The sequence below is a fragment of the Aureliella helgolandensis genome (genome assembly GCF_007752135.1).
In the GTDB taxonomy this organism is placed as follows: domain Bacteria; phylum Planctomycetota; class Planctomycetia; order Pirellulales; family Pirellulaceae; genus Aureliella; species Aureliella helgolandensis.
This window is the reverse complement of record NZ_CP036298.1, coordinates 7783085-7806024: the sequence shown is the minus strand read 5'-3', so window position 1 is coordinate 7806024 and position 22940 is coordinate 7783085. Positions and strand designations below refer to the sequence as shown.

The 22940-nt window shown below is 55.7% G+C and carries 11 protein-coding genes; 5 read left to right on the top strand and 6 right to left on the bottom strand.

Going from position 1 to position 22940, the window contains the following annotated elements:
- The first annotated feature begins 10 nt into the window (after positions 1-10).
- The 3 genes from Q31a_RS27590 (at position 11) to Q31a_RS27580 (ending at position 6299) form a co-directional block, all read left to right on the top strand.
- Positions 11-1660, top strand: coding sequence for a LamG-like jellyroll fold domain-containing protein (locus Q31a_RS27590; RefSeq protein WP_145085407.1), 1650 nt, complete (start codon positions 11-13; stop codon positions 1658-1660).
- A gap of 95 nt (positions 1661-1755) precedes the next feature.
- On the top strand, positions 1756-4848 hold the full coding sequence (locus tag Q31a_RS27585; protein ID WP_145085405.1) for a PSD1 and planctomycete cytochrome C domain-containing protein: 3093 nt from the start codon (positions 1756-1758) through the stop codon (positions 4846-4848).
- Positions 4849-4961: 113 nt separating this feature from the next.
- Positions 4962-6299 carry a DUF1501 domain-containing protein gene (locus Q31a_RS27580; protein ID WP_145087709.1) on the top strand — a complete coding sequence of 446 codons (1338 nt, stop codon included), beginning with the start codon at positions 4962-4964 and terminating at the stop codon, positions 6297-6299.
- Here Q31a_RS27580 and Q31a_RS27575 read toward each other — a convergent pair.
- The 4 genes from Q31a_RS27575 to Q31a_RS27560 all read right to left on the bottom strand — a co-directional run bounded on the left by Q31a_RS27575 (position 6296) and on the right by Q31a_RS27560 (position 13855).
- Complete coding sequence (locus Q31a_RS27575) at positions 6296-8791, bottom strand: redoxin domain-containing protein (RefSeq protein WP_197355819.1); 2496 nt, start codon at positions 8789-8791, stop codon at positions 6296-6298. The two genes, Q31a_RS27580 and Q31a_RS27575, sit on opposite strands and share 4 nt — an antisense overlap.
- Positions 8792-9365: 574 nt before the next feature.
- Positions 9366-11318: a TolC family protein gene (locus Q31a_RS27570; protein WP_145085399.1), complete on the bottom strand. Its 1953-nt coding sequence runs from the start codon at positions 11316-11318 to the stop codon at positions 9366-9368.
- A gap of 923 nt (positions 11319-12241) precedes the next feature.
- A complete protein-coding gene (locus Q31a_RS27565) occupies positions 12242-12802 on the bottom strand; it encodes a DUF6580 family putative transport protein (RefSeq protein ID WP_145085396.1) in 561 nt (186 codons plus the stop codon).
- Positions 12803-13069: 267 nt separating this feature from the next.
- On the bottom strand, positions 13070-13855 hold the full coding sequence (locus tag Q31a_RS27560; protein WP_231690973.1) for a hypothetical protein: 786 nt from the start codon (positions 13853-13855) through the stop codon (positions 13070-13072).
- 216 nt (positions 13856-14071) lie between these two features.
- Between Q31a_RS27560 and Q31a_RS27555 the strand changes: the two genes are divergently transcribed.
- Positions 14072-15106: an ABC transporter ATP-binding protein gene (locus Q31a_RS27555; protein ID WP_145085390.1), complete on the top strand. Its 1035-nt coding sequence runs from the start codon at positions 14072-14074 to the stop codon at positions 15104-15106.
- A 153-nt stretch (positions 15107-15259) separates the two neighbouring features.
- Here the strand turns inward: Q31a_RS27555 and Q31a_RS27550 are convergent, their stop codons facing one another.
- Both Q31a_RS27550 and Q31a_RS27545 read right to left on the bottom strand, forming a co-directional pair.
- Complete coding sequence (locus tag Q31a_RS27550; RefSeq protein WP_145085387.1) at positions 15260-19000, bottom strand: hypothetical protein; 3741 nt, start codon at positions 18998-19000, stop codon at positions 15260-15262.
- A gap of 576 nt (positions 19001-19576) precedes the next feature.
- The gene (locus tag Q31a_RS27545) at positions 19577-20953 is read right to left on the bottom strand and encodes an IS4 family transposase (RefSeq protein WP_145072543.1); all 1377 of its coding nucleotides are present in this window, start codon (positions 20951-20953) and stop codon (positions 19577-19579) included.
- 384 nt (positions 20954-21337) lie between these two features.
- Here Q31a_RS27545 and Q31a_RS27535 point away from each other — a divergent pair, with 384 nt between their 5' ends.
- On the top strand, positions 21338-22912 hold the full coding sequence (locus Q31a_RS27535; RefSeq protein ID WP_145085384.1) for a UxaA family hydrolase: 1575 nt from the start codon (positions 21338-21340) through the stop codon (positions 22910-22912).
- Positions 22913-22940 lie beyond the last annotated feature (28 nt).

Below are 22940 nucleotides of genomic sequence, written 5' to 3'. Positions count from 1 at the left end.
AGGAAGCAGCATGGGTGATAGGCAGGCAGAGCAACGATTCCGCCAGTACTTTGACGGAGAGTTGGACGCGGCAGGGCTTGGTGAATTGGAGCAATCTCTAAGGCAGTCGCCCGAGGTGCGCAAGCAGTTTCTCGGCTACGCGGAAGTTGAGGGATTGTTGCGAGAGCCGATGATTCCAGCTGGTTTCCCGGAGCGAACTTCGCGGTCAGCCGGTCGACGTGGCTCAAGGGCAACGCTAAAGAGAATCGTGGGGTGGTCGGTCTTGGCTCTAGCCGTTGCTCTAGCGGGAGTTCTCCTAGGAACTGTTTTTCTTGCCGAGGCGCGACCATCAACCGCGGTGGCTGTCTACGAGGCCAGCGACCTCCAGGGTTTTATGGATGTGGCTATCGTCAGCGGTCTGCACCTGCAGTCAGGTCAGAGTAGCCGGGGACTGACGGTTGGCCAGCGTTTGCGGCCGGGTAAAGTCGTGATCGAGTCGGGAAGTTTAGACTTGCAGTTCAATAATGGGGCTCAATTGCAATTGTCCGGCCCGGCCGAGTTGCATGTCTTGAATGAAAATGAAGCGACCGTCGTTAGCGGGCGAGCTACGGTCAACGTGCCGCGCATTGATGGGCATTTCGTGCTCAATTCCCCGCATTTTTCCATCGTGGATCAGCAATCTTCCTTTTCAATCTCGGTAGATAAACAGGCCAGTGTGATCGAAGTCTATTCGGGTAGTCTGGAAGCTTCCCTGTTGGGCAGTCGTGGATATACCTACACCAGCCTGACGGTCAATGAGTCGCAACAGTTGCGTGCCAGCGAGTCCGAATTTGGTTTGCTAGATGCGCGCGTGCAAGACAAGACGTATCCCTCGCTACTTCCGTGGAGTTTTGAATCGATTCAGGAGCTGAAAATCGATGAGAACTACGCGCGTTGCATCGTGGCAGACCAGCCTTTTTTGTACTGGCGTTTCGAAGAGCCGGGGGCCTTGTCGGTCAAAAACGAGATGAGCGACCGCTTCAACGGTTCGGTCACCTTTGAAGGGGCTGAGCCATTGATCGAAATAGTCGATGGTGTGGCTCGGTTCAAAGCGTCGGATGTGGGGCGTACTTTACGTTCGCAGGACGATTTGGTGAATCGGTTTGGGGGAGATTACACCATCGAGCTTTGGGCTCGCCCCGAGCAGCAATTGCGTCAGTCAATCCTGTCTCTAATTCCCAGTGATGAATCTCAAGCACTCGAGCACTCGTTGCTGTTTGAGTATGCACCCGAATCGGAGTTGGTGCATCCTCGCTCTGCATTTCGATTTCTCTACCGCAATCCCTCGGGACGTGCTGGAGGAATCAATCTGTTCTCCAGCGGTGGTTGCAGTGTGGCAAGTTGGTATCACTTGGTCGCGACCAAGGGGGAGCATGAAATTAGCTTCTATTTGAATGGGCGTTTAGTAGGAGTCTCCCGAGTGGGCCTTTATCCAATCGCCGAATCCAACCGGCTCTACCTTGGGCAATTGCGTCCTTTGCACACAGGAGCCCAGGATTCTTCGACGAGGCAATTTTGTGGTGACATCGATGAAGTCGCGATTTATGCGCATCGTCTGACCGCTGAGGAGGTGGCCACGCATTTTCAAGCTGGAATCGTCCCTCCGGAACGCGAGTTGCCAGAGTTTCCACAGATTCATTGATGCCCAGCCAAGAGGGGCGAGCCGTCGGCCGCAGTTGAGTGGAAACAGTTCAATTTTTCTATCGAGCGATAACACTAGAGAGTAGAATTGAGGATATGGCTAGGCAATTAAGTGGAGTGATTTTTGTTGCAATATTCTTGGGCATCGGAGCGGTTGGATACGCGCAGAATGCTGAGACAAGCATTAGTTTCGACACACATATCCGTCCAATTCTGTCCAATCATTGCTACGCTTGTCATGGGCAAGACGAAGCAACCCGGGAGTCCGGTCTTCGTTTGGACGTGCGTGAAGAAGCTATTGATTATGGTGCGATCGTACCGGGGGACCTTGCGGCAAGTAGCCTCGTTGAGCGGATTGAGACGGAAGATCTCGAGTTGCGCATGCCACCCTCTGGAAGCGGCAAGGAACTTTCCGCAGCCCAGATCGAACTATTGAAGAATTGGATTGAGGCCGATGCGCTCTACCAGCTACATTGGGCGTTCCGCGTCGTACAGCCTGTTGAGCCACCCCGAACGGATGGATGGACCGCTGATGCCAGAAACCGGCTGGAAGCGACAGGGATTCAGCCCATTGACTTGTTCATCTCACAGCGATTGAACGCGGTCGGGCTGACTCTTTCAGAGCAAGCTGACCGAGCAACGCTTATCCGCCGTTTGTATCAAGACCTATTGGGGTTGCTGCCATCGGTGGAAGAAGTGCTGGCGTTTGAAGAGGATGGAGCCCCCGATGCGTATGGGCGTCTGGTAGATCGAGTGCTGGAGAATCAACATTACGGTGAGCGTTGGGGAAGGCACTGGCTGGATCAAGCGCGATACGCAGATTCCAATGGCTACAGCATTGATGGCGATCGCGTGATGTGGCCCTATCGGGATTGGGTCATTCATGCGCTCAATAGCGACATGCCTTTTGACCAATTCACGATCGAGCAGTTGGCGGGTGACTTATTGCCAAACGCGACCAAGTCTCAGTTGGTCGCCACTGCCTTTCATCGCAATACGATGATCAATCAAGAGGGGGGAGTGAAGGCGGATGAATTCCGCCATGAGGCTGTCTTGGATCGTGTGAATACCACAGGTGCGGTGTGGTTGGGACTAACGCTGGGGTGCGCGCAGTGCCATACCCACAAATTCGATCCCATCACACACGACGACTACTTCCGCTTCTATGCGTATTTCAACTCAGCCGCAGACGCCAATAGCACCGGAAAAACGGTGGCAGTTGGACAGGGGGAAATGTTTGGCTGGAGCGAACAGCAGCAGGCTTGGGCGTTGGAGTTGCCCACCTTGCAGCGCGAGTTGACTCAGCTCAAAGACGAATCGGGAAAGTCCTCCGTCTGGGCTCCTGAAGAATGGGACTGGGACGCGGTGGAGTTGAAGTCGCAGCGCATCGTGGATGGTAGCGAGTTGCAATTGCTAGACGACGGCTCTCTTTTCGCTCCGGAAGGTTTGCCTGGGAATGCGACCTATCAGCTTAGTTTTTCGAGCCACTCCGATCTGCTTACCGCCATCCGATTGAGCGTGCTGCCTGACGAGCGTCTGCCTGCCAACGGGCCCGGGCGGGCCGGGAACGGCAACTTCGTGCTGTCGGATCTGGAGCTGTTGGTTGACGGACAGCCTGTTCGGTTCGCGCAAGCGTGGGCGGATCATAGTCAGACTGGTTATTCCGTGGCGGACGCCATTGATGGGGACACCGAATCGGGGTGGGCCATCAATGTCAATGATGCGCAGACAGCCGAAGGTCAGCGCATGAACGCGCGGCACGAAGCGATTTTCAGCTTGGCAGAACCCCTACGGGTAGCTGGCAAGAGTCTCACGCTGGTCATGAAGCACGACCGCAATGTGGGCTACCAGATTGGTCGGTTTTCCGTAGAAGCCAGCGACTCACAGCCCGAAATTCTGACTTCCTCCTTGGTGCGTGACAAGCGGCGCATCGAATTGCAACAACGCGTCGCGCAATTGCGGAGCAAGCTCCCTGCCAAAGGAGCCACGGCTGCACAGATGGTGATGGAAGATCTGGACTCACCACCGCCCACCTATCGACTCGACCGTGGAGATTTCTTATCTCCGGCGGTAGAAGAGGGGGCGTTGCTGGCTGGTATTCCACAAATTCTTCAGGAATTGCGCACCACCGAAATGTTATCGCAGGCCGCCACGCGAACCTCAGAAGCAGCTCCAGGCAAAGAGCTGGCTGGTCTTCCTGCCGAGGGATGTAGGGATGCTCTGGTGGATGCACCTGAGAGTGTGGGTGACGTGGTCGGGCCCTCACGCCTGGACTTAGCGCGGTGGATTGTCTCGCCAAGCAATCCATTGACCACGCGAGTTACCGTCAATCGCGTTTGGTCTCGCTACTTCGGTCGCGGATTGGTTGAGACGGAAAACGATTTCGGAATGCAGGGGACCCCACCGTCGCATCCCGAATTGCTCGATTGGTTAGCCTACGAGTTTATGCGGCACCAGTGGTCGATGAAATGGCTGCATCGTGAAATTGTCATGTCGGCCACCTACCGACAATCGAGTTCGATTCCGGAGCGGAGTAAGCAAGTTGATCCACAGAATTTTCTCTTGTCGCACCAGGCTCGTGTCAGAGTGGAGGCTGAAATTGTCCGTGATCAGGCCCTTTCGGCCGGCAATCGTCTGACTTCGCAAATCGGGGGGCCAAGTGTTTTTCCGCCACAACCCGATGGTATTTTCGACTTTACTCAGCAGAAAAAGGGGTGGCCGACCTCCCAGGGGGAACAGCGTTTTCGTCGAACTCTCTACACCACCTTTTATCGAAGCGCCCCCTATCCGTTGCTGACCACCTTTGATTCCCCAGACTTTAGCACTACCTGTACAGCTAGAGCTCGCTCCAACACTCCTCTGCAGTCGTTGGCCGTGGCGAACGATCCCATGTTCATCGAGATTTCTCAAGCCTTAGCGGAAGCCGTGTTGAATAAGGCTGGATCGGAAGTGGAAGAACGTTTGGGCAATATGTTTCGTCGGTGTTTGGCGCGAAGCCCCACCTCTGCGGAACAAGAAGTCTTACTCGCTTTTTATCAGCGGCAGTTAAAATCGTTTGAGCAATCTGAGCAGGCTAGTCAGGATTTCGTGCATGCGGCCTTAGCCGGGGCGTCCCACGCTGAATTGGCTGCCTGGACTGCCGTAGCCCGAGTTCTGATCAATACCGATGAATTCGTAACCCGCAATTAGACATTGGAGTATTGAAGTTGAAGGATCCACGTCAAATTGATCGCGAAATTCGTCGCAGGTATTTTCTTGGCCAGTCGACTTTGGGACTGGGGGGCATAGCGCTCGCAAATTTGATGGCCGAGAAGTCGAGGGCTGTTGAGCTCGATAGTCAGCGTCCATTGATGCCTCGTGTCGGCCACTTTCCCGCCAAAATCAAGAACGTGATCTTCATGTTCATGGCTGGTGGCCCAAGCCAGTTGGAATTGTTTGAGCCCAAACCACTCCTCAACGAGTACCACAACCAAGTTCCACCGGCTAGCTTTATGGAGGGGCGGCGTTTTGCTTTTCTTAAGCCCGACGCCAAGCTGTTAGGCAGTCAACGCAAGTTCGCGCAGTACGGACAGTGTGGGATGAGCCTCAGCGAATTGTTGCCCCACCACCGGAAGATCGTCGATGATGTTTGTTGGATGCGCGGCATGGCCACGGATGTGTTCAATCATGGGCCAGCCAAGCTGTTTATGAACTGCGGTTTCCAGACTCCAGGACGTCCAAGCTTAGGGGCGTGGGTTACGTACGGGCTGGGAAGCGAGAGCCAGGATTTGCCGGGATTTGTAGTTCTGCAATCGGGACCACGTGGTCCCAGGGGAGGAAGCACGTTGTGGTCGAGCGGATTCCTGCCGACTGGGTTTCAAGGAGTGCCGTTTCGTAGTGGGAGTAATCCCATTCTGCACTTGAACAACCCTCCAGGTATTGACCGTCAGATGCAGGGGGATTTTACGCGGACGCTAGCCCAATTAAACCACTTGCAGGGGGAAGTCACCAATGACCCCGAGATCATGACTCGGACCCAAGCCTACGAAACCGCTTTTGCAATGCAAATGTCAGCGCCCGAATTGTCACGTATCGAGGAGGAGTCTCAGCAGACGCTAGACGACTATGGCGTGGAGGAGGGGAAACCCTCATATGCTAGAAATTGTTTGCTCGCGCGACGCTTGGTGGAACGTGGTGTTCGCTTCGTACAACTCTACCATACCAATTGGGACCATCACGGCGGCAGTGAGAATCTGGAAGGGGCGCTTGAGGAGGTGTGTCGGGATGTCGACCGAGCGTCTGCGGCGCTAGTGCAGGATCTCAAACAACGTGGGTTGTTGGAGGAAACCCTTGTGATCTGGGGGGGAGAGTTCGGACGAACTCCAATGGGGGAAACTCGAGCTACCATTGGTCGCGATCATCACGTCGATGCGTTTACGATGTGGATGGCGGGCGGCGGAGTCAAACCTGGCTACATTCATGGAGCCACGGATGAACTCGGCTTCGGGCCGGTTGAAGGGCGTGTTCATGTTCACGACCTGCACGCAACCGTGTTGCATCTACTAGGGCTCGACCACAAGCGGCTGACCTACCGCTTTCAGGGACGTGACTTTCGTTTAACCGATGTCCACGGGCAACTGGTGCCTGAGATCCTGACTTAGTTCTGTCCGATCGCATGCAGTTTTAGTAGACGTTGCGATTCCGCCAAAATGAAGTCGACGTCCATAAAGGGTTCGTAGCTAATGTCTTGCCAAAGGACCTTGCCATCGGGAGAGATGAGGAAGGTACCGTGGAGCGGTTGCGATTCGAAGTCGTCGTAGCAACGGTAAGCCTTGAAGGTGTTGAGTTCAGCGTCCGAATAGAGTGGAATGTCCAAGGGCTTGGTATAGGTCTTGACGCCTCTAGCCAGTAGCTCTGTATTCTCGCTACTGATGGCAAGAACCTCCAGTCCCTGGTTGCGGAGCTCTGCCGCTCTAGGGGAAAACTCGTGCAGTTGTTCAATGCAGTGCAAGCAGCCGAAACCCAGATAGAAGATGACGAGTGTCGGTTGACCACGCAGGTCTTTCAATTGCAAGGCTTGTTGCTCGGCACCGAAGACCGTGAAGCGAGGAGCCATGTAGGGGTGCCAACGGAACGAACCGAGACTGTCGAGGGCTGGGCGCTCGCCCAGGTCTGCAGCCGGTGTGGGCGGTACGGCCCAATGCGAGTCGTATCCTTGCTCGGCAGCCAAGGAGGCGAGTCGTGCTAAGAGGGGCGTCTCTAGATCAGCTTGGCAGGCCGCGATTCGTGTTTTTTCCAATGTTTGGCGAGCGTGGGGGACTTCACCTAGCTGCGCCTGAATCCAAGTTTTGACAGCCAGTGGCAAGACCTCACCCCCTCGACGTTGGATCTCTTTATCCACCAGTTCAAGACTCTCCTGGGGCTGGTCATTGGCGGCCAGCCATTCTGCTTTTAGCAAGTTGTCTTTCCAGTCGGATTGCTCCCACAGCTCAAGAGCCTTCTTCCAATCGCGCTCGGCAGCAGCCTGGGCAACTTGAATCGTTGCGATAGCCTTGGCCTGGCGCTGTAGCGTCTCTTTCAATTCTTTCAGAGTGGCGTCGCGCTCCTTCGCACGCCGCTCACGATTGGCTTTCGCCTTCTTCGTATCGGGGGCCGTCGCAACTTGTGGTGAGGTCGACTCGTCTGGGGAGGCGGCCTCTTCTGCGGGTTTCTCGTCAGCCTCAGCACTCTCTTGCTTCTGTTCCTGCTCCTTCTTCTGTTCCTCCAAGAGTTTGTCCTGAGTCTGCTGAGTTTCGGTGCGGAGGTCTTCGATCTCGGTGAGCAATGAAGCGGCTAAGTCTGCTTGGGAGGTAAGTGCATAGGCTACGGCCATATACCGCTTTCGTTCCAGTTGCAATTTTTCATCTTGGGTGGGAGCCAGATAATCGGTCTGGGCGAATTCAAGCAATTCGGGCCACAGTCTGTAGGTGGACAGGGCCAGCAGCAGTCGCTCACGGCCGTATTTGGTGCTCCCCTTCTTGAGGGTGTTGTACTTCGGGTGTCTGGGCAACTCTTGCATGTTCTGTGCTAGAGCCAGGGCGTCATGGATGCGTCCAATGTTGAGCAGATTGCGGATCAGCCACTCGTTATTGTGAGCATAGTTGTGGATCTGATCGGGCAGGACTCGGTCACGCATCATGTGCGCATGATCAACGCGGGCCGAGGCCTCCTGCTGCCAGGCTGCATCTTGGTAGCGATGGAGTTTAGAGTAGATGTGCCCGGGCATGTGCCACATGTGTGCGATACCTGGCAGGCTCGGTCCACACATGCCCGCACTGTGCAAAGCCATTTTTGCCTTGTGACCGTCCCATAGGTGGATGCGATAGTGGTGGGCCGGATGGGATGGATTTGCATCGAAGATCTGCTGTAGTAGAGCATTGATCGCGACGTGGCTTACAATCGGCAAATCGGCCCGTGAATTTTGCCAAAGCTGTACCGCCAAAAAGGCTTTCGCTTCGATGTCGTCAGGGTATTCCTCAACGATGGCTTCCAAGTTGTGAGTGTAGGTTTGTGCTCGTGACTTTTTGTCAATCTTCTTGCCCTTGGAATCCTCATCTTGAAAGTACTCCTTGGCGGCGGTGATGAAGAGTTTCTCGCGCGGTGTGACCGACTCAACACCCTCTTGGGCCTGAGCAATAAAGCCCTGGGCACGTTCGCGATTCTCAACGTTCGCCATGGCCATCCCCCAATAGCACATGCTGCAATCTGGATCTAACGTCGCAGCCTGGCGGAATGAGCGTTCTGCTTCGTAGTACCAAAATCCGTGGAGTTGCGCGACGCCCTGGTTGAAGAATCGCTGGGTTAATGCGTTTTCCGTTGTGACGGGGAACGAAATATTTCCCATGCCTGGCATGAGATAGGCCGCTTGCCGGGGGCCCTCATTGAAGGCTTCACCGTGGGAGGAGTGGCCGGCTAACAGTTCCTCTCCGGTTCCCTCATCGCCAAAAGCCGAAGACTTTGGCAGGCCGCTGAGTAAACAGAGCACAACCCCCAAACCTATGAGGCCCCTGCGGAGGCTCCAGGCAGAAGTTGATTTAGGGAGATATTGGATGTTCTTAAGGCAAGTGGTTTGTTTAGGAAGCATGGTATAGAGATGCAAGGGATTGGTATGCATGGCAGTAGGATGCTCTCGCGCAATGCTTCCTTGGGAACGGCAAGCAAACATTGCAAATTGGAGGGAGGGGCGGGCGGGGACGAGGAATTGCAAGACTACCCAGTATACTCGCTTATTTGAGTGCCAAACGCAAATGGGGGAAGATCTCCGAGACGGGAGGCCCCTTCTTGGGCTGTGCAATTCGTGAGTCTGAGCGTCCTATTTCCCCGAAGTTTTAATGCCTGGAGCGTAACGCCCGAAAACTTGTGGGGATCGGGGTTCCAGCGACGGTTCACGGAAGCGAGGCAGCGAGAGGGCTGTCGAGCAAGAGCCCGCAGGGGGCTACTGCGACATCGGCTGCCTTGTACCCCGCATCTCTCCGCGAAAGGTTGGCCAGGTAGCAAGCCGCGTGAGCGGGCTGAAACTTCGGCGGCCGCTGGCCGGTTGGTGAGTTCCGTTGAGCGGCTGGCCTGATGGAATTCAGCCTACGGGCGATTCGTTGACCAGTCCTTGCGCAAGAGTGGGGAAATGAAAAGACCTCCCCGAAGGGAGGTCTTGAGTCTTGCGAGTGGGAGGAATCTGCGTTTGCTGTTCCCTAGGGAGTCACGATGGCTTCTGGCGTTGCTGGAGCAGGCAGGATACCAACGGCTCCAACCTGCGTTGGGTTGAATCCACCACCACTGACTGGGCTGGGGACTTCGACCGCTTCCGGATTATTCCGCGGAGTCAAGAAGCGTCCACGCTCTACCGCATCTTGATACGCTCCAGCAGGCCAAGCACCCTCACTCAGGCCAATCTGGTTGTAGTTTAGCAAGGAGCCACGTTCGCGGTGGAAGTCGCGGAGTGCCAATTGGTAATCGACGAGTGAGCGGAAGTAGGCGCTCTGGCTGGTCGCCAATTGCTGCTGGGCTTGCAGCAGGAAGTTAATGTTGTCGAGTCCACTCTCATATCGGGCTTGCAGGGCAGCCACTTGGTCTCGATCGGACTCCTGCCGATTGTAATTGGATTTCATCAACTCATAGGAGCGTTGGATTTGTCGCAAGGAGGAGCTGAGGTCGTGGGAGATTTTCAGCTCTTGTTCTTCGAGCAACGATTGTTCACGAGCTAGATTCCATCTTGCATTGGCCACCGCTGCGCTGGCTTGGCGGAGTCCCACCGGGTAGCCGAGCTCGACGCCAGCTTGCCATTCTTGGTAGTCTCCTTCGAAGATGTTCTGGTAGACGCTGTTGAACGAGTTGTTCGGGTCGTAATGCCCAATCAATTGGTCCCCTAGGCCTCGGTAGCGATACTTGCCGAGGAAGTCGAGTGTGGGGCGTCGATTGAGTTTCGCAGCGATCATCTCGAGTTCACGCCGTTTGATATTCCACTTCTGCCTTCGAATCTCGACCCGTTTAGTGAGAGCATCGTTTAGCGAGGTTTGCCAATCGACGACAACTTCACCTTCCATGGGGTCGCTGATAGGCTTGAGGAGTTGTCCATCGGTTGCGGGCAATCCCATCAGGTAACGTAGTTTTTGCTCTGCAGCGTAGAGCCCGTTGGGGCCGGTCAGAGAGTCTTTGACTTGGACATCGAACAGGTAGTACTGGGAGCGAGCTTGAGCCTCCGCAGCAGCATCGCCGCCTCGGGCTCCAACTTTTTGAAGCTCCTTGATTCGTTGCCAAGTAAGGAGTGAGCTGTTTCGGCCAGCCACTTGCGACTCAAGATTGTGGTACGCAAAGAACAGTTCCCAATAGGCGGTTTCCACATCGTTGGTAAAGGTGATGATGCCCTGCTCAAAATCGGCTAGGGAAATGTCGGTATTGATACGAGCAATCAGCACGCCGTTGTATTGTCCAATACCACTGTTTGGTCCCGCGATGCGGTTGAATTCCACACCTCCACCACGCAGCAAGGGCTGGCGATATTCGCCTTCAAAGAAGCCGTTGTAGTCACTGGCAAACAAGCGAGCTGGACTATTGTTGTTGTCATAGAGCATGCTGTGCCGCAAGGCAAAACTTGCACCGGTGGCTGTTTTCTTAGCTAGCTCGTACGAGAAATTGCCCGTCGTTTGCTCCAACGCCTGCGGCTGGAAGATCAAGAACGAAGTATTGTTGGGGCGATTGTTCTTTTGCCAGAACATGGCTCCCGTGGCCTGGACGTCGAAGGCACTCAAAGCAGCCTCGACGCCACCGAGTGGGTTGGTCTCGGTTCGGGCAGGGTCGTAATTGGTTTGCGTCCCAGCAGCATTTTGAACAACGCTGCCGCCGATCGACCGCAGGATGTCGCTTTGCGAGATGGCAATGCGAATCGCTTCGTTGAGATCGAGTTCGCGAGCAGGAAGCTCGGAGGGATTCTCAAGTGCATGGGGAGCCGGGATATCCGCGACTTGAGGTATTAGGTTTGACCTCACGTTCGGATACTCAATCTGCGTGGCTACCGACGCATGGTAGCTAGGAGCCGACTCCCAGCTATCCGAAAAGTTGAATTTGCGGACACCACTACAGCCGGTTGATGCGGCTAGCATCACCGCTAGCCAGCGCATTGCTCGTTTTTTTCGCAGCGACTGCATCCGTTCAATCCATATCTAAAAGGTTTACAGTTCGTTCTGTATTGAGCCGGCTGGCCAGCCTTACCTGCAAACAGGTGAGGCTAGACTCCCCGGACATCCGCAGAGCAGCAGATCGAACGCTAGATAAACATTTGTGAGGCAGGTTCAGGCGTGTGTGAGCTTGGTTGGCGCGGTGCCTACTCGGGAGTAGACGCTTTCTGGATACCAACAAGTGGAAGCTACAGCCAGTCCTAAGCGGCACGATAACTTCGACCGCTACACCCACTATCGGAAGAGCAATCACTAGGACTGGACTGTCTAGAGCGGATCGTACATAAAGAGTTAACGCTAGCACTAGACAAATCAGAACAATCGTCAAAGTCGAAAGCGAAATGCCACCATAGGAGTGTGCCCAGTCGATCGCCGCGGTAGAAAAGCGGGGAGCGGTGCATTTTATTGCTGGCTATATCGGAGATCACGTGGGGGAACTAGACTTCCCAAGGTTCTGCCGAGACTCAGGGGCGGGGCGGCCTGCCGCGTTAGATGCAGGTCTTCTGCTGGTGAACCCCAGACCGTCTGCCATCTACGCTCGGATAGAATGAACCGAGCAATTCGTCAATCGACCACCACGCGGGGAGCTTACTCGCTGCTCGAGGGCTTCTCAAAATAGCAACCCGCTGCGTGACGGGCTGTTGATTTAATCGCAATTTGAATTTTAATGCGGAGGTGGCATCCTTAATTGACTTGTAGCGGAGGTTATCTTTCCTTGCTCACGCGGCGGGTTACTATTTCAACAGCCCGGTGAGCAAGGAAAGCTGATTGCCGCTACTGCCCGATCAGGGAAGCTACCTGCTTGGTGAAGCAGAAGTCGCGATTAAATCGACAAGGCGTCAAAGAGGACAGGGCGTCAAAGAGGTCGCCCCGAAATCGTAGTTCAGGGGCCGCTAGTGTGTTGAACCCGCAGCCGGTGCGCTTACCTTGCTGCGATGCGTGGCTAGGGCATAGCTGCCAAACAGAATCGCCGAGAAGAATAAATCGCCTAGCAGGGAATTTTGGGCGAAGGGAACGGCGGCCAAGTAGCACTGTCCTAAACCAGCGAGGGTTTGCGGGTAGGCCATCATGGGATCGCGCCAGCTGGCGAAATTGGTGATCAGGAAGAAAAGGGTAGTGCCACCGAGCGAAGCTACTGGGACCGTTGCGAGGTGCACGTGCCCACGCAGGATGCGGCCAACCAAGGCCGATAATCCCAACGCCACGTAAACCGAAAGCATCGTTGTCGTATCGTAGAAGTAAATGCCAGCAATGCCCAAGTAATTTCCAATGAAATCGCTGGCTGCCATAGCGCCAAACGCGAATACAATCCCAGCCACCCCTGAGAGGTAGCAACCGGCAAATAATGCCATGGCCGCCACGGGAGTAAAGTTTGGCCAGTGTGGCAGGAAACGCATGAGAATTGCACTCAGGAAGAATGCAAAAGCCAGCCAGCGAGTGTCAGCTTTGTTCATGGCAGATGTCGATAATTGGGGGTTGATGGGCCGCGCTGGAAATTCGATTCTCTACGTGCTAGGCGCGTCGAACCCACAGCGTACCGCTCCGGCCCCACTCGTTCAAGTCTGAGTGGAGCCACTTTGGGAAGCTGGGTAAGAATAAGCTGCAGATTTTTACTCTTAACCTCGAATCAGTCGAGCCTGAGGCAAGGGAGCCGCGTGAGCCAGTACGAGCAGCTGGTGAGCACGCCCCCTTTCGCGATCTGTATTTTGTCCGCACTACAACTAAAGGGGGGCAGCCCAAAACAGTCCGCCCACCGACAGGGTCTGCACCGTGGCAGCTTTGCAGTCCCAAGGAACGGTGTTCCGTAGTCGCGGCGCGCAACTTCCCGCCCGATAGTGCCCCAAGGCATAGCGTGATTGGCATGGTGGCTGAAGAGTGCTTAGATAGGGAAGCATTACCGCCGAGGTTAGGAATTTGGCTCCCGATGCGACGGGCTGAATGCAGCTGAACCGTACATGCCCGTGCCGCTCCAGCATGGCATCTTCGAAGTAGAGAGGGAAGTGGCATATTTCGCTCGGATGCCAATGGACGCATTGGAATGCAGCACCGCGGGCATAGCCATCTTGCAAGAACACCGCTTCTTCAGCGTGTCGGTCACTCGAAGGGGTTGGCACCACGCCAGTACCGATATCGTGGACAGAAACATTGACCGCAGAGATCGCGTTCACTAGTTTCCGGCTTTGCATGGGTGCCAAGGCTTCACTGTCGGCCGGTTCCGTTTGATGCGTTGGAGACAGTGCTACGGGCGGACTAACCACCGGCGGTGGAGGGGCCGAGTCGGACTGAAATCCGAAGGAGTTTGTGCGGAGACTTGCCACCCGCTCTGTTCGGTTGTTGGTAGATGAGGAAACGAGCCGAAATGACGCATTCTCATGCAAGGTCAGATCTTCCGAAGTCTGCTGCGAGGCCGGAGTGAGTTTAACCACTACGCTCGCATCCTCTTGCGCTGCAACCTGTCCGGGCACTGCTGACAGACAAGCGGCAGCAGCCAGTAGCAGTTGGTTCATTCTTCCCTGAATCAGCATCCATGCTCTCCTGTTTATAATCGAAGGCTATCCTTAGCCTAGCGATGACGGTCCTTGGGCTGAAGTTCGAACGTGCCCGTTAGATTGGTTCGACTTGTCCAAGCTCCCATCTTCAGCAAGTCCGGAGTTCGTGTCACATTCCGGTTTCATCCTATAATCGTTACATCCCGCTCGATAGGAACTCAACAGTGAGCCAGCATGCTTGAACTTAAAGGGGTTACGAAGCATTTTCGGAAACAGATTGCCGTGGAGGATGTTCGTCTCAGTATCTTAGAGCATGAATTTCTAGTGATCCTTGGAAAGAGTGGTGCCGGGAAGACAACGCTCCTGCGAATTATGGCTGGGCTCCAAGCCGCAGACAGTGGGAGCGTTTGGATGAACGCTTGCGATGTCACTCGCCAGCCGCCCGCCGAGCGAAAGATTGCTTATGTGACTCAGGAGTACGCGCTCTATCCGCAATTGACCGTGCATGGCAATCTGGTAGCGGCGCTAAACCCTTTAAGGCTACCCAAAGCAGAAGTCGTGCGTCGCATTGCCGAGGTGAGCGCGTGGTTCCAAATTGAGAGCTTGGCAGCCCGCTTGCCTTCTCAGTTGTCCGGAGGGCAAGCCCAGCGAGTTGCATTCGCAAAGGCGGTTGTTCGCCAGCCCTCACTGCTCTTGGTGGACGAGCCTCTGAGTCAATTGGATTGTGAGCTGCGCGGGGAATTGCGGCGCTTGCTGCAAACGCTCAACCAACGGTTCTCCACGACGACGGTCATGGTCACCCATGATCCGGTCGACGCGCTTAGCTTGGCCGATCGGATTGCCGTCATGGAAGAGGGGCACTTGGTGCAGATAGGCACTCCGGATGATGTCTATCGTTCTCCTGAGTCACCTTCAGTTGCCGGCTTGCTTAGCCCGTGGGGGGTGAATTGGCTGCCGTTGGAGTTGCTAATGGTCTTCCCAGCCTTCGAACAAATTCTCTCTTCCCGTAAGACCGGTCCCCAGGGAATCACGACCGTAGGCATTCGGCCAGAGGCGATCCAGTGCGCTCAATCCCAGGCAGCTCCCATCATGAATCTACTTGAGTTCGCCGTTGAGATTGGAGAAATTCGCAATCTAGGATTCAGTCAATTGGTCCACGCCCAGTTGGGAACGCATCGCCTGCAGTTTTTCGCGGATCGCAATGCCAGCGTGCGTCCAGGTAGGGTGAGCGTTCAAGTGGCAAAAGCGGACGTGTTGCTATTTCCTTAGGTGCTCGGAAGTGTGTTGGCGAGCAGGCCGCGAACTAGACGGTACACTGTCGAAGCAGCGCGGGATTTTGCTCGCGCTGCATTGCATGGCCCAATCGGTAGTCGCCTGGCTTTGTACGTCGTCGTATCGCTGTGATCCGTTTCTGGTTCGAGGCTAGCGAACCGAGTTTGATTGAGTTTCCAGCACGCGCCGAAAGAGGTCGTATTCCTTTTGCAGCCGAGCGGGGAGTCGCATGCGGGAGCCTGAGTCTTGCATTTGTTGAAAAGTGTCGTTGAAAGTTGAGGCCGCCCGCTGACCTTGAGTTGATCGATCTAGTTGCAGGTCTTGCAGCATCTCTTTCCAACGCAATTTGTCTTGCGGCGTTCCCTGGGTTCCTAGTTCACGAGCTGCGTTCCAGCGATCGACAAAGTTTTGCAAGTCGTTGGGGGTCCAGTTGAGTTTGCGAAGTAGCTCGGGATCAGGCTGTTCCTTTTGCCGGTTCAGGTAATCCAAAATCATGTCGGTCGTTTGCTGCGCGGCCTGTTGGTCGACCGCATCTTCGGCAGCTCTATTCGGGCTCTCAGGACCAGCTCCAGGGGCAGCCGAACTGGAGGTGCCAGTCGATTCTCCCGACAGGGAATCGCTACTGCCTGGTTGGCCTTGCGAGTTTGATTTTCCAGATTCTTGTTGTCCTCCGGATTGCTGGGAGTCGGATTGCTCAGAGCCCGCCGCCGGTTGCGAGCCGGTCTGTTTTGAGTCGGATTGCTGGGAGCTGGGCTGCTTCGCTTCGGATTGTTCAGCTCCGGACTTTTGCGAACCAGACTGTTCAGCACCCGCGGGCTGCGAGCCAGACTGTTGGCTCCCGGATCGCTCCGAACTCGGCTGCTCGGCTCCCGCCTGCTGCGAACCCGGCTGTTCAGAATCCGATGGCTGTGAACCGGATGGCTGTGAACCGGATGGCTGTGAACCCGACTGTTCAGAGCCTGAGTCTTGCGAACTTGATTGTTCAGAACCCGATTGCTCTGAACCTGATTGTTCAGAACCTGATTGTTCAGAACCTGATTGTTCAGAACCGGTCTGCTGGGAGCTCGATTGCTGGCTGCCGGTTTGTGCCGAGCTTGGCTGCTGTGAACTCGATTGTTCAGAACCGGACTGTTCAGGACTAGCCTGCTGTGAACCGGGCTGTTGACTGCTGGATTGCTCCGAGCTCGACTGCTCGGCTCCTGACTGCTGTGAACCTGATTGTTCAGAGCCCGTCTGTTCGGAGCCAGTCTGTTCGGAGCCAGTCTGCTGTGAACCAGCCTGTTCAGCATCCGAGGGCTGTGCGTCCGACTGTTGGCTGCCAGATTGCTCCGAGCTCGGCTGCTCGGCTCCCGGCTGCTGTGAACCTGATTGTTCAGAGCCAGCTTGCTGCTGCGATCCAGCCTGATCGGTACCGGATTGTTCCGTTCCAGCCTGCGGTGAACCTGATGGTTTGGATCCTGTTTTCTCTGGGTCTGATTGATCGGAGCCTGCTTGTTGCGATCCCGAAGGCTCTGCCGCGGCTTGTCCCGAACCGGGAGGTTCTGTTCCCGTTTGTTGTGCTCCAGATTGTGAAGAACTCGATGATTCGCCGGGCGACTGGGACTGTTGGATATGCTCTTGAATGCGCTGCATGGCGTCTTGGTCCGACGCCGGCGAGCCCTTGCCGGGTTCACCTGGCGATGAGGCATCTTGAGTTGAGGCCCCCTGCGCTGAGGATGAGTTTCCAGATCCCTGGGCCTCCGAGCTGGAGTTGCCCCCGCTGTTGTTACTTGAGGTCTGACCGGCTTCCTGTTGTCCCTGGCTGGGCTGGCCGCTCGACTCTCCGCCTGAGCTGGAACTCCCTCCGGACTCAGACGATTCGCCCCCTCCCGTTTGATTGCCCGAGTCTTGAGAGTCGCTTGATTCTCCACCGGAGTCCGCGGCCGCCTCTTGGTTCGATTCACCCCCTGCCGATGCATTTTCTTGAGGCTGGCCAGAGGCATTCTCGGGAGGTTCCGCAGCGTTTGGCTCAGCGGAGTTTGCATCGGAAGACTCTTGGCGACCGTCTTGTTGGGCTGCCTCGGGTTGTGGTTGAGTCTTGCCGGACGCACTGTTGTTGGAGGAGTCGCCGTTGTTGGAGGGGGCGTCGTTGCCGTCGGAAGGTTCTCCCGCTTCGCTCGGCTTGGTCGCGTCGGCGTTATTGGGATGATTCGCGGTTAAATCTTGAGGAGCTTGGGCCCCTACAACCTCGATCAGAAGAGGTTCAGACTCGGCTCGGTTGGGGGCCAATCGCTGGGTGACAGGGTCGTGTCGATTGTCCAACGCGATCGCGCGGATTTGCAAGCGATCTCCTTCGCTGGCTCCCAATTCCTGAAGGTCGAGGCGCCAGGTTTTCACCTGCCGTCCAACCACTCCATCGCCAGTGAGCAGCGTGTGTGTGTTGGGAAGCGAAGAGTTGATTGAGGAGCGAATCGAAAGATCGGTGAGTCCAAAATCGGGATCAATGGCTCGAACCTCAAGATTGATGCGAGCATCGGGGTGCACTCGCAATACGCGTGATTCTGGTCCCAGGAGTTGGACCTCGGGCGGCACATCGGCCAGCACGGACATGGAATGGATGAGAGGCTGCGGGTTCACGTCTCCATGTTGGTTGTATCCGCGTAAACGAAAAGTGATGCGGGTTGGGTTGTCTTTGGTCGAGTTCAAACGCATTAGCCAGTCTGTGGTGAGTGCGCGATCGACGACATCCAGCTCGATAAAAGCTCCGGCTCGGACCAGCTCGCCTCGCTGGTCCACTTCCGGATTGACTTCAATTCGCCCTCGCCGCATGACTTGGTTCGCGCGCGCACGCAGGGTCGCGACGGTTCCCTCGACCGCTTCGATCGGTCCGCCGCTTACCATGCGATTGGGGAGGCGGGTGTAGGCCGGAAACGCCAATTCGGTCATTTCTAGATCGACGGAGGGAAGAGGGCTGAGCGACACCGAGTAGGGGCCGGCATGAGCATCGCCAGCTTCGATCGAGTAAGTCAGTTCTTGTTCAATACCCGTAGAGTTGGTCGTAATGCGACCGGTATAGCGGAAGCCTTCTGTGGCGACGTCGAGCGGGATGCGCTGGTCGACAATCTGTTGATCGTTGGTGGTCAATCTGACAAAGACTTTCTCCTGCTGCCGCAAGCCACGGACTTCTACTTCGACCTGCAAGGGTTTGCCTTGGGTGAGTTCAGAGTTACCGGGCGAAACGCTGAGAATATGGACGCGGGTGGGAGCATCCAGACTCGCCCATGGCATCAAAATTCTCTTTCCCGTCGTCAGCGGGCTTTTCGGAGAGAAGATCGTGTAGCCGACCAGCACCGTCATCAGCGCCAGCACTACGCCGACTAGTTTGATAAGTGGGCTGGTGTCGACGGTGGCTGAGGGGTCATGGCCGACCAGAAAGCGAGCGGCCCGGTAGGTCAGAGCCGCCACGACCCCTTTGGGGACCCCGTGGTCGGGCGTCGCTTCGAGTTCTAGCCAGGTAATCAGACCGTTCTTGAACTCCGGTACGATGTGTTCAATTCTACGGGCCGCATAGGTTGGGTTAATCCGCTGCGCCAGCAGTGGCAGCAGGTACCGCAAGAACCACCAGAGGGTGCCTCCCACGGCGGCGATCCAGAAGGACCAGCGTAGGATGCTGGGTAAGGGGAGGAGCCAGTGGTCGAGCACGCAGGCGAGCAGCCACAGCGTGAGAAGGCCAGCGATACACGCAAAGGTCAATGCGACTGAATCGAGCACCTTAATGAAACGAGCGGTTTTGCGCAGGTGTGTATGCAACTGCTGCCGGGCGGTCTCGCTGGCCGACTGCTTAACTCCTTGGGGCGAGGCCTTGGGGGCAGGCTTGATGCGTGGAGCGACTTGGCCAGGTACCGAACTCATCAGTCTTGAGCACTTTCGAAATGTGGTAAAACCGGCTCGAAAAGCCGATAGGCCGACACTATCTAAGTATAGACGCTGGCCTGACGGCGGGCAGTTGAGAACTTCTATTTCCGTTCAAAATTCAACCTCAGCAAGGCTGCCGTCTGGAGGGATTGTCCGGAAAAAATGCTGTTGAGGTCGCCCAGTTGCCTCGATCGTGAGGGATTGTCCAAGGGGACCATCCCGTTATTAGGCTGCAGCCAATATCCATTGGCAAAGCTGCGGTCGAGGAGTTGGGGGGCGATTTCTTCCGTCCCGTGCCTCTTCCGTCCCGTGCCACTGGGCTCAGCCAGACAACTGCAAGCTTGCGACGCACAGTCCTACTGGCGAGGCCGTGTCCCACAAGCCTGCCCAACTTGATTTGCTACTTGTGTTGCCGCGTTCAACGGCAATTGGGATTTTGTACGCTAGTGCATTGTCAAAGCTTAATTTTCGGGTTGCCCGGAAAACGGTGTCCGACACCAAGGGCCGGAACGGCCCTTCGGGTGCTTTCCACTTTTGGTGTCGGACACGAATGGCACTTAATCGGCGTAAGTCCTATGCCTCCCCGGGTTTGTATTCGCTTCTTGGCTTTTGCATCAGCTTGTATTTCTTCGGTCTTCGCTTGAGCACCCTGGGCTCGTAGCGGTCCGGTCGATTGCCAACTGCGTGTTGCAAGCAGCAGCGGTACAACACAGTGCATAATTCATCGGCGTTGCTGATTAGGCCTAGAACCGGAAGCATATCCGTCACCGTTGTCAGTGTTGACTTGAAACTGATATGCCAAGGTTGAACGTCGCCTTCGACGGCCGCTTCAGACATCACCCCGCGAATCAAATTGTAAGCCAACATGTGCGTCCGAATTTCGTTCCGCACTCGATGCGGCTTTTTACAGCGCAAGTGTTCCATCTGCATGACCGTTTTCAAGCTCCGTAAATGAAGTTCTGCTTGCCACCTTCTACGGAACAGGGCCGCGATGTCCTCCCTCGTGTACTCCGTATCGTCCGACAGCGATGTGTGAACGATAATCTCGCGAGTGCGAAATCCGTTGTTCTCAACTCGGATACGGATCTCGCGAATGGTGATGAAGTCCGGGTACGTCTCGTACTCTTCAATGCTCATCCAGTCGGGACGAGCTGGCTTGTCGATTTGGATGGAGTGATCGTCTTTGCCGTAACGAATTCCAGTCCGAAAATCTGACTTGCGCAACTGGTGTTTGCGAACAACGACGTGTGCACCACGTTGAATCATCCTCGCCATCTCGAACCAACCCGCATAGGCGCGATCAGCTAGGAAAACATCGGTTTCTTCGATGATTGCGTCGATCTGACGAAACAAACTTACTTCGTGAGTGAACTTACCTTTGTATCGGCCCATCGCCATGTCGAGCACAACGCCAGTCGACAACGCGAACAGTACAACGACTCGCAAGATCGGAAATCCACAACCGGGTGCTTGACTACTAAGTTGCGGGTAGGCGGCTTGATTCTCCGACGTGTCTGCCATCGTGACGGTGGCACCATCGGCGGTGATCACGCGGTGCCCCAGCCATCGCCAATGGTCGGGACTGCTGTCTTCAATCGCAAGTCCGCTGGCCGTCACAAGACGTTGCATGGATTGCTCGTCGATTTTGTCTCGAGCAATGCAGTAAGCACCGGTTTCGGCAGAGCAAGCAGTTTGGTTGTTGGCGACTCGATGGGTGATCAGCTTGGCGACCGCAGAGACGCAGCCGTGGTGGATGCTCATGACTTGCGAGAGGAAGACCCACAGCGTGACCGATGTGTTGTAAACTCTGGCCGAATCGAGAATGGCACTTGCATTGCCAAAGACTGACGCGATAGTCTCTTTGGAGATCAAGGCGGCGAAGTAAAGATCGCCGTGTTGGCGCGCATGTTGGACTCGACAGCGGAACGAATCAAACGGATGATGGCACACGGGGGCTTCCTTGCTTGGTGTGTTCGGGAGGTAAGATTACCCAAACTCATCGCAAGTGAAGCCCCCTGCTGTCAATCGAACTTAACTCTAGAAGCACCAGTACCTTAGGCCGATTAAGTGCCATTCGTGTCGGACACCTTTTTCCGAACGCTCGCTAAACCCTAATTCTTAGTGTTGACAATGCACTAGAGCGTGGGGGCGGATACTATTTTCCTCCCGTTCCCTGGCATCCCGCATTGCCTGGCACCTCGAGCCACAGCAGCGACAAGGGACTTGCTGGTGTGCACGTGCCCATTTCGCCAGCGAGGGGTATATTGTTACGGTCCTGACCTAGCCAAGCATGGTTTCTACCCCAATTTTTGTATCTTCCTAAGGCAAAGTAGCGTGCCCGCGAATCCGAATTCTGATTTTGTGCTCTTAAATCCACGCGATTCGGTTGTCGTTGCGCTGCGTGGTTTTCAAGCGGGCGACACACTGGCTTTGGGGGAGGAAGCCATCCAGCTCTTGGATAGTGTGCCACCTGGGCACAAAGTGGCCATTCGTCCGGTGGCTGCTGGCGAGCCAATTTTCAAATTTGGTTGGTCCATTGGAGTTGCGACAAAGCCCATTCGCGTTGGTCAGCACGTCCATACGCAGAATGTGAAATGCGACCATCACATTGATCTCGAGGCCATCTCCACAGATGTGCCGGCCGAATTGCCGCGTTTGGAGGGGCATACCTTCGAAGGCTTCCGTCGCGCCGATGGACGGGTTGGCACGAGGAACTACCTCGCGGTCATTAGCAACGTCAACTGTTCCGCATCGGTGGCGCGAATGATTGCGTCTCGTTTCGACCAACAAACGCTCGCGGCCTTTCCCAACGTCGATGGGGTGATCTCGTTTCGCCATGAAGGCGGTTGCGCGATGGCTTTCAACGGCTCGCGGCATCGCATGCTGTCTCGCGTTTTGGGGGGGATGGCTCGGCATCCCAATATTGGCGGTTTTCTGCTAGTGGGGTTGGGGTGCGAGCAGGGAACGCTGGATCATTTGGTGCAGTCTCAAGGGTTGCACAGCATAGCGATTCCTGGGCAGGCTAGTGGTTCCGGAGACGCAGGGCAGGGGGAGGCCGTTCCGGTGTTGAGTATCCAATCCGCAGGGGGCACCTCGAAGACCGTTGAGCGAGGCGTTGAGATCGCAGCTGGCTTACTGAAGCAGGTGAATGGGTTTCAACGCGAAACGGTTCCCGCATCTCACTTGGTGTTGGGGACAGAGTGTGGTGGTTCAGATGGCTATTCGGGCATCACCGCCAATCCTGCCCTGGGGGCAGCTGCCGACCGCTTGGTGGCTTGCGGCGGAACCGCCATCCTTTCGGAAACCTCCGAGATTTTTGGAGCAGAGCATCTTCTCACGCGTCGCGCCCGCTCTCGCGCGGTGGCGGAGAAACTGCTGGAGCGAATCGAATGGTGGAAGTGGTACTGCAGTAATTACGGTGAGGAGTTGGATAACAATCCCTCCGTGGGGAACAAGGCTGGAGGCTTGACGACCATTACCGAAAAGTCGCTCGGAGCAGTCAGCAAAGGAGGCACCACCCCACTCGAAGCAGTCTATGAATACGCGGAGCCTGTGCAACAGCAGGGGTTCGTCGTGATGGATACGCCGGGTTTCGATCCCGCTAGCGTGACGGGGATGGTTGCGGGTGGAGCGAATTTGATCGCGTTCACGACGGGGCGGGGCAGCTGTTTTGGGTCCAAGCCTACTCCAACTTTCAAGATCGCGTCTAACACCAGACTCTTTCAACAATTGCCCGAAGATATGGATTTCAATGCGGGACAGGTTGTGGAAGGGCGTTCGGTTGATGAGGTGGGCCAGGAGCTTTTCAGCCGCTTGCTGGATACTGCCAGTGGTAAATCTACTTGTAGCGAAGCCCTCGGGATTGGCGACGAGGAGTTCGTACCGTGGCTTGTCGGGCCCGTACTCTAGGATTCATTTCTCTCGGATTCCCTGGTCA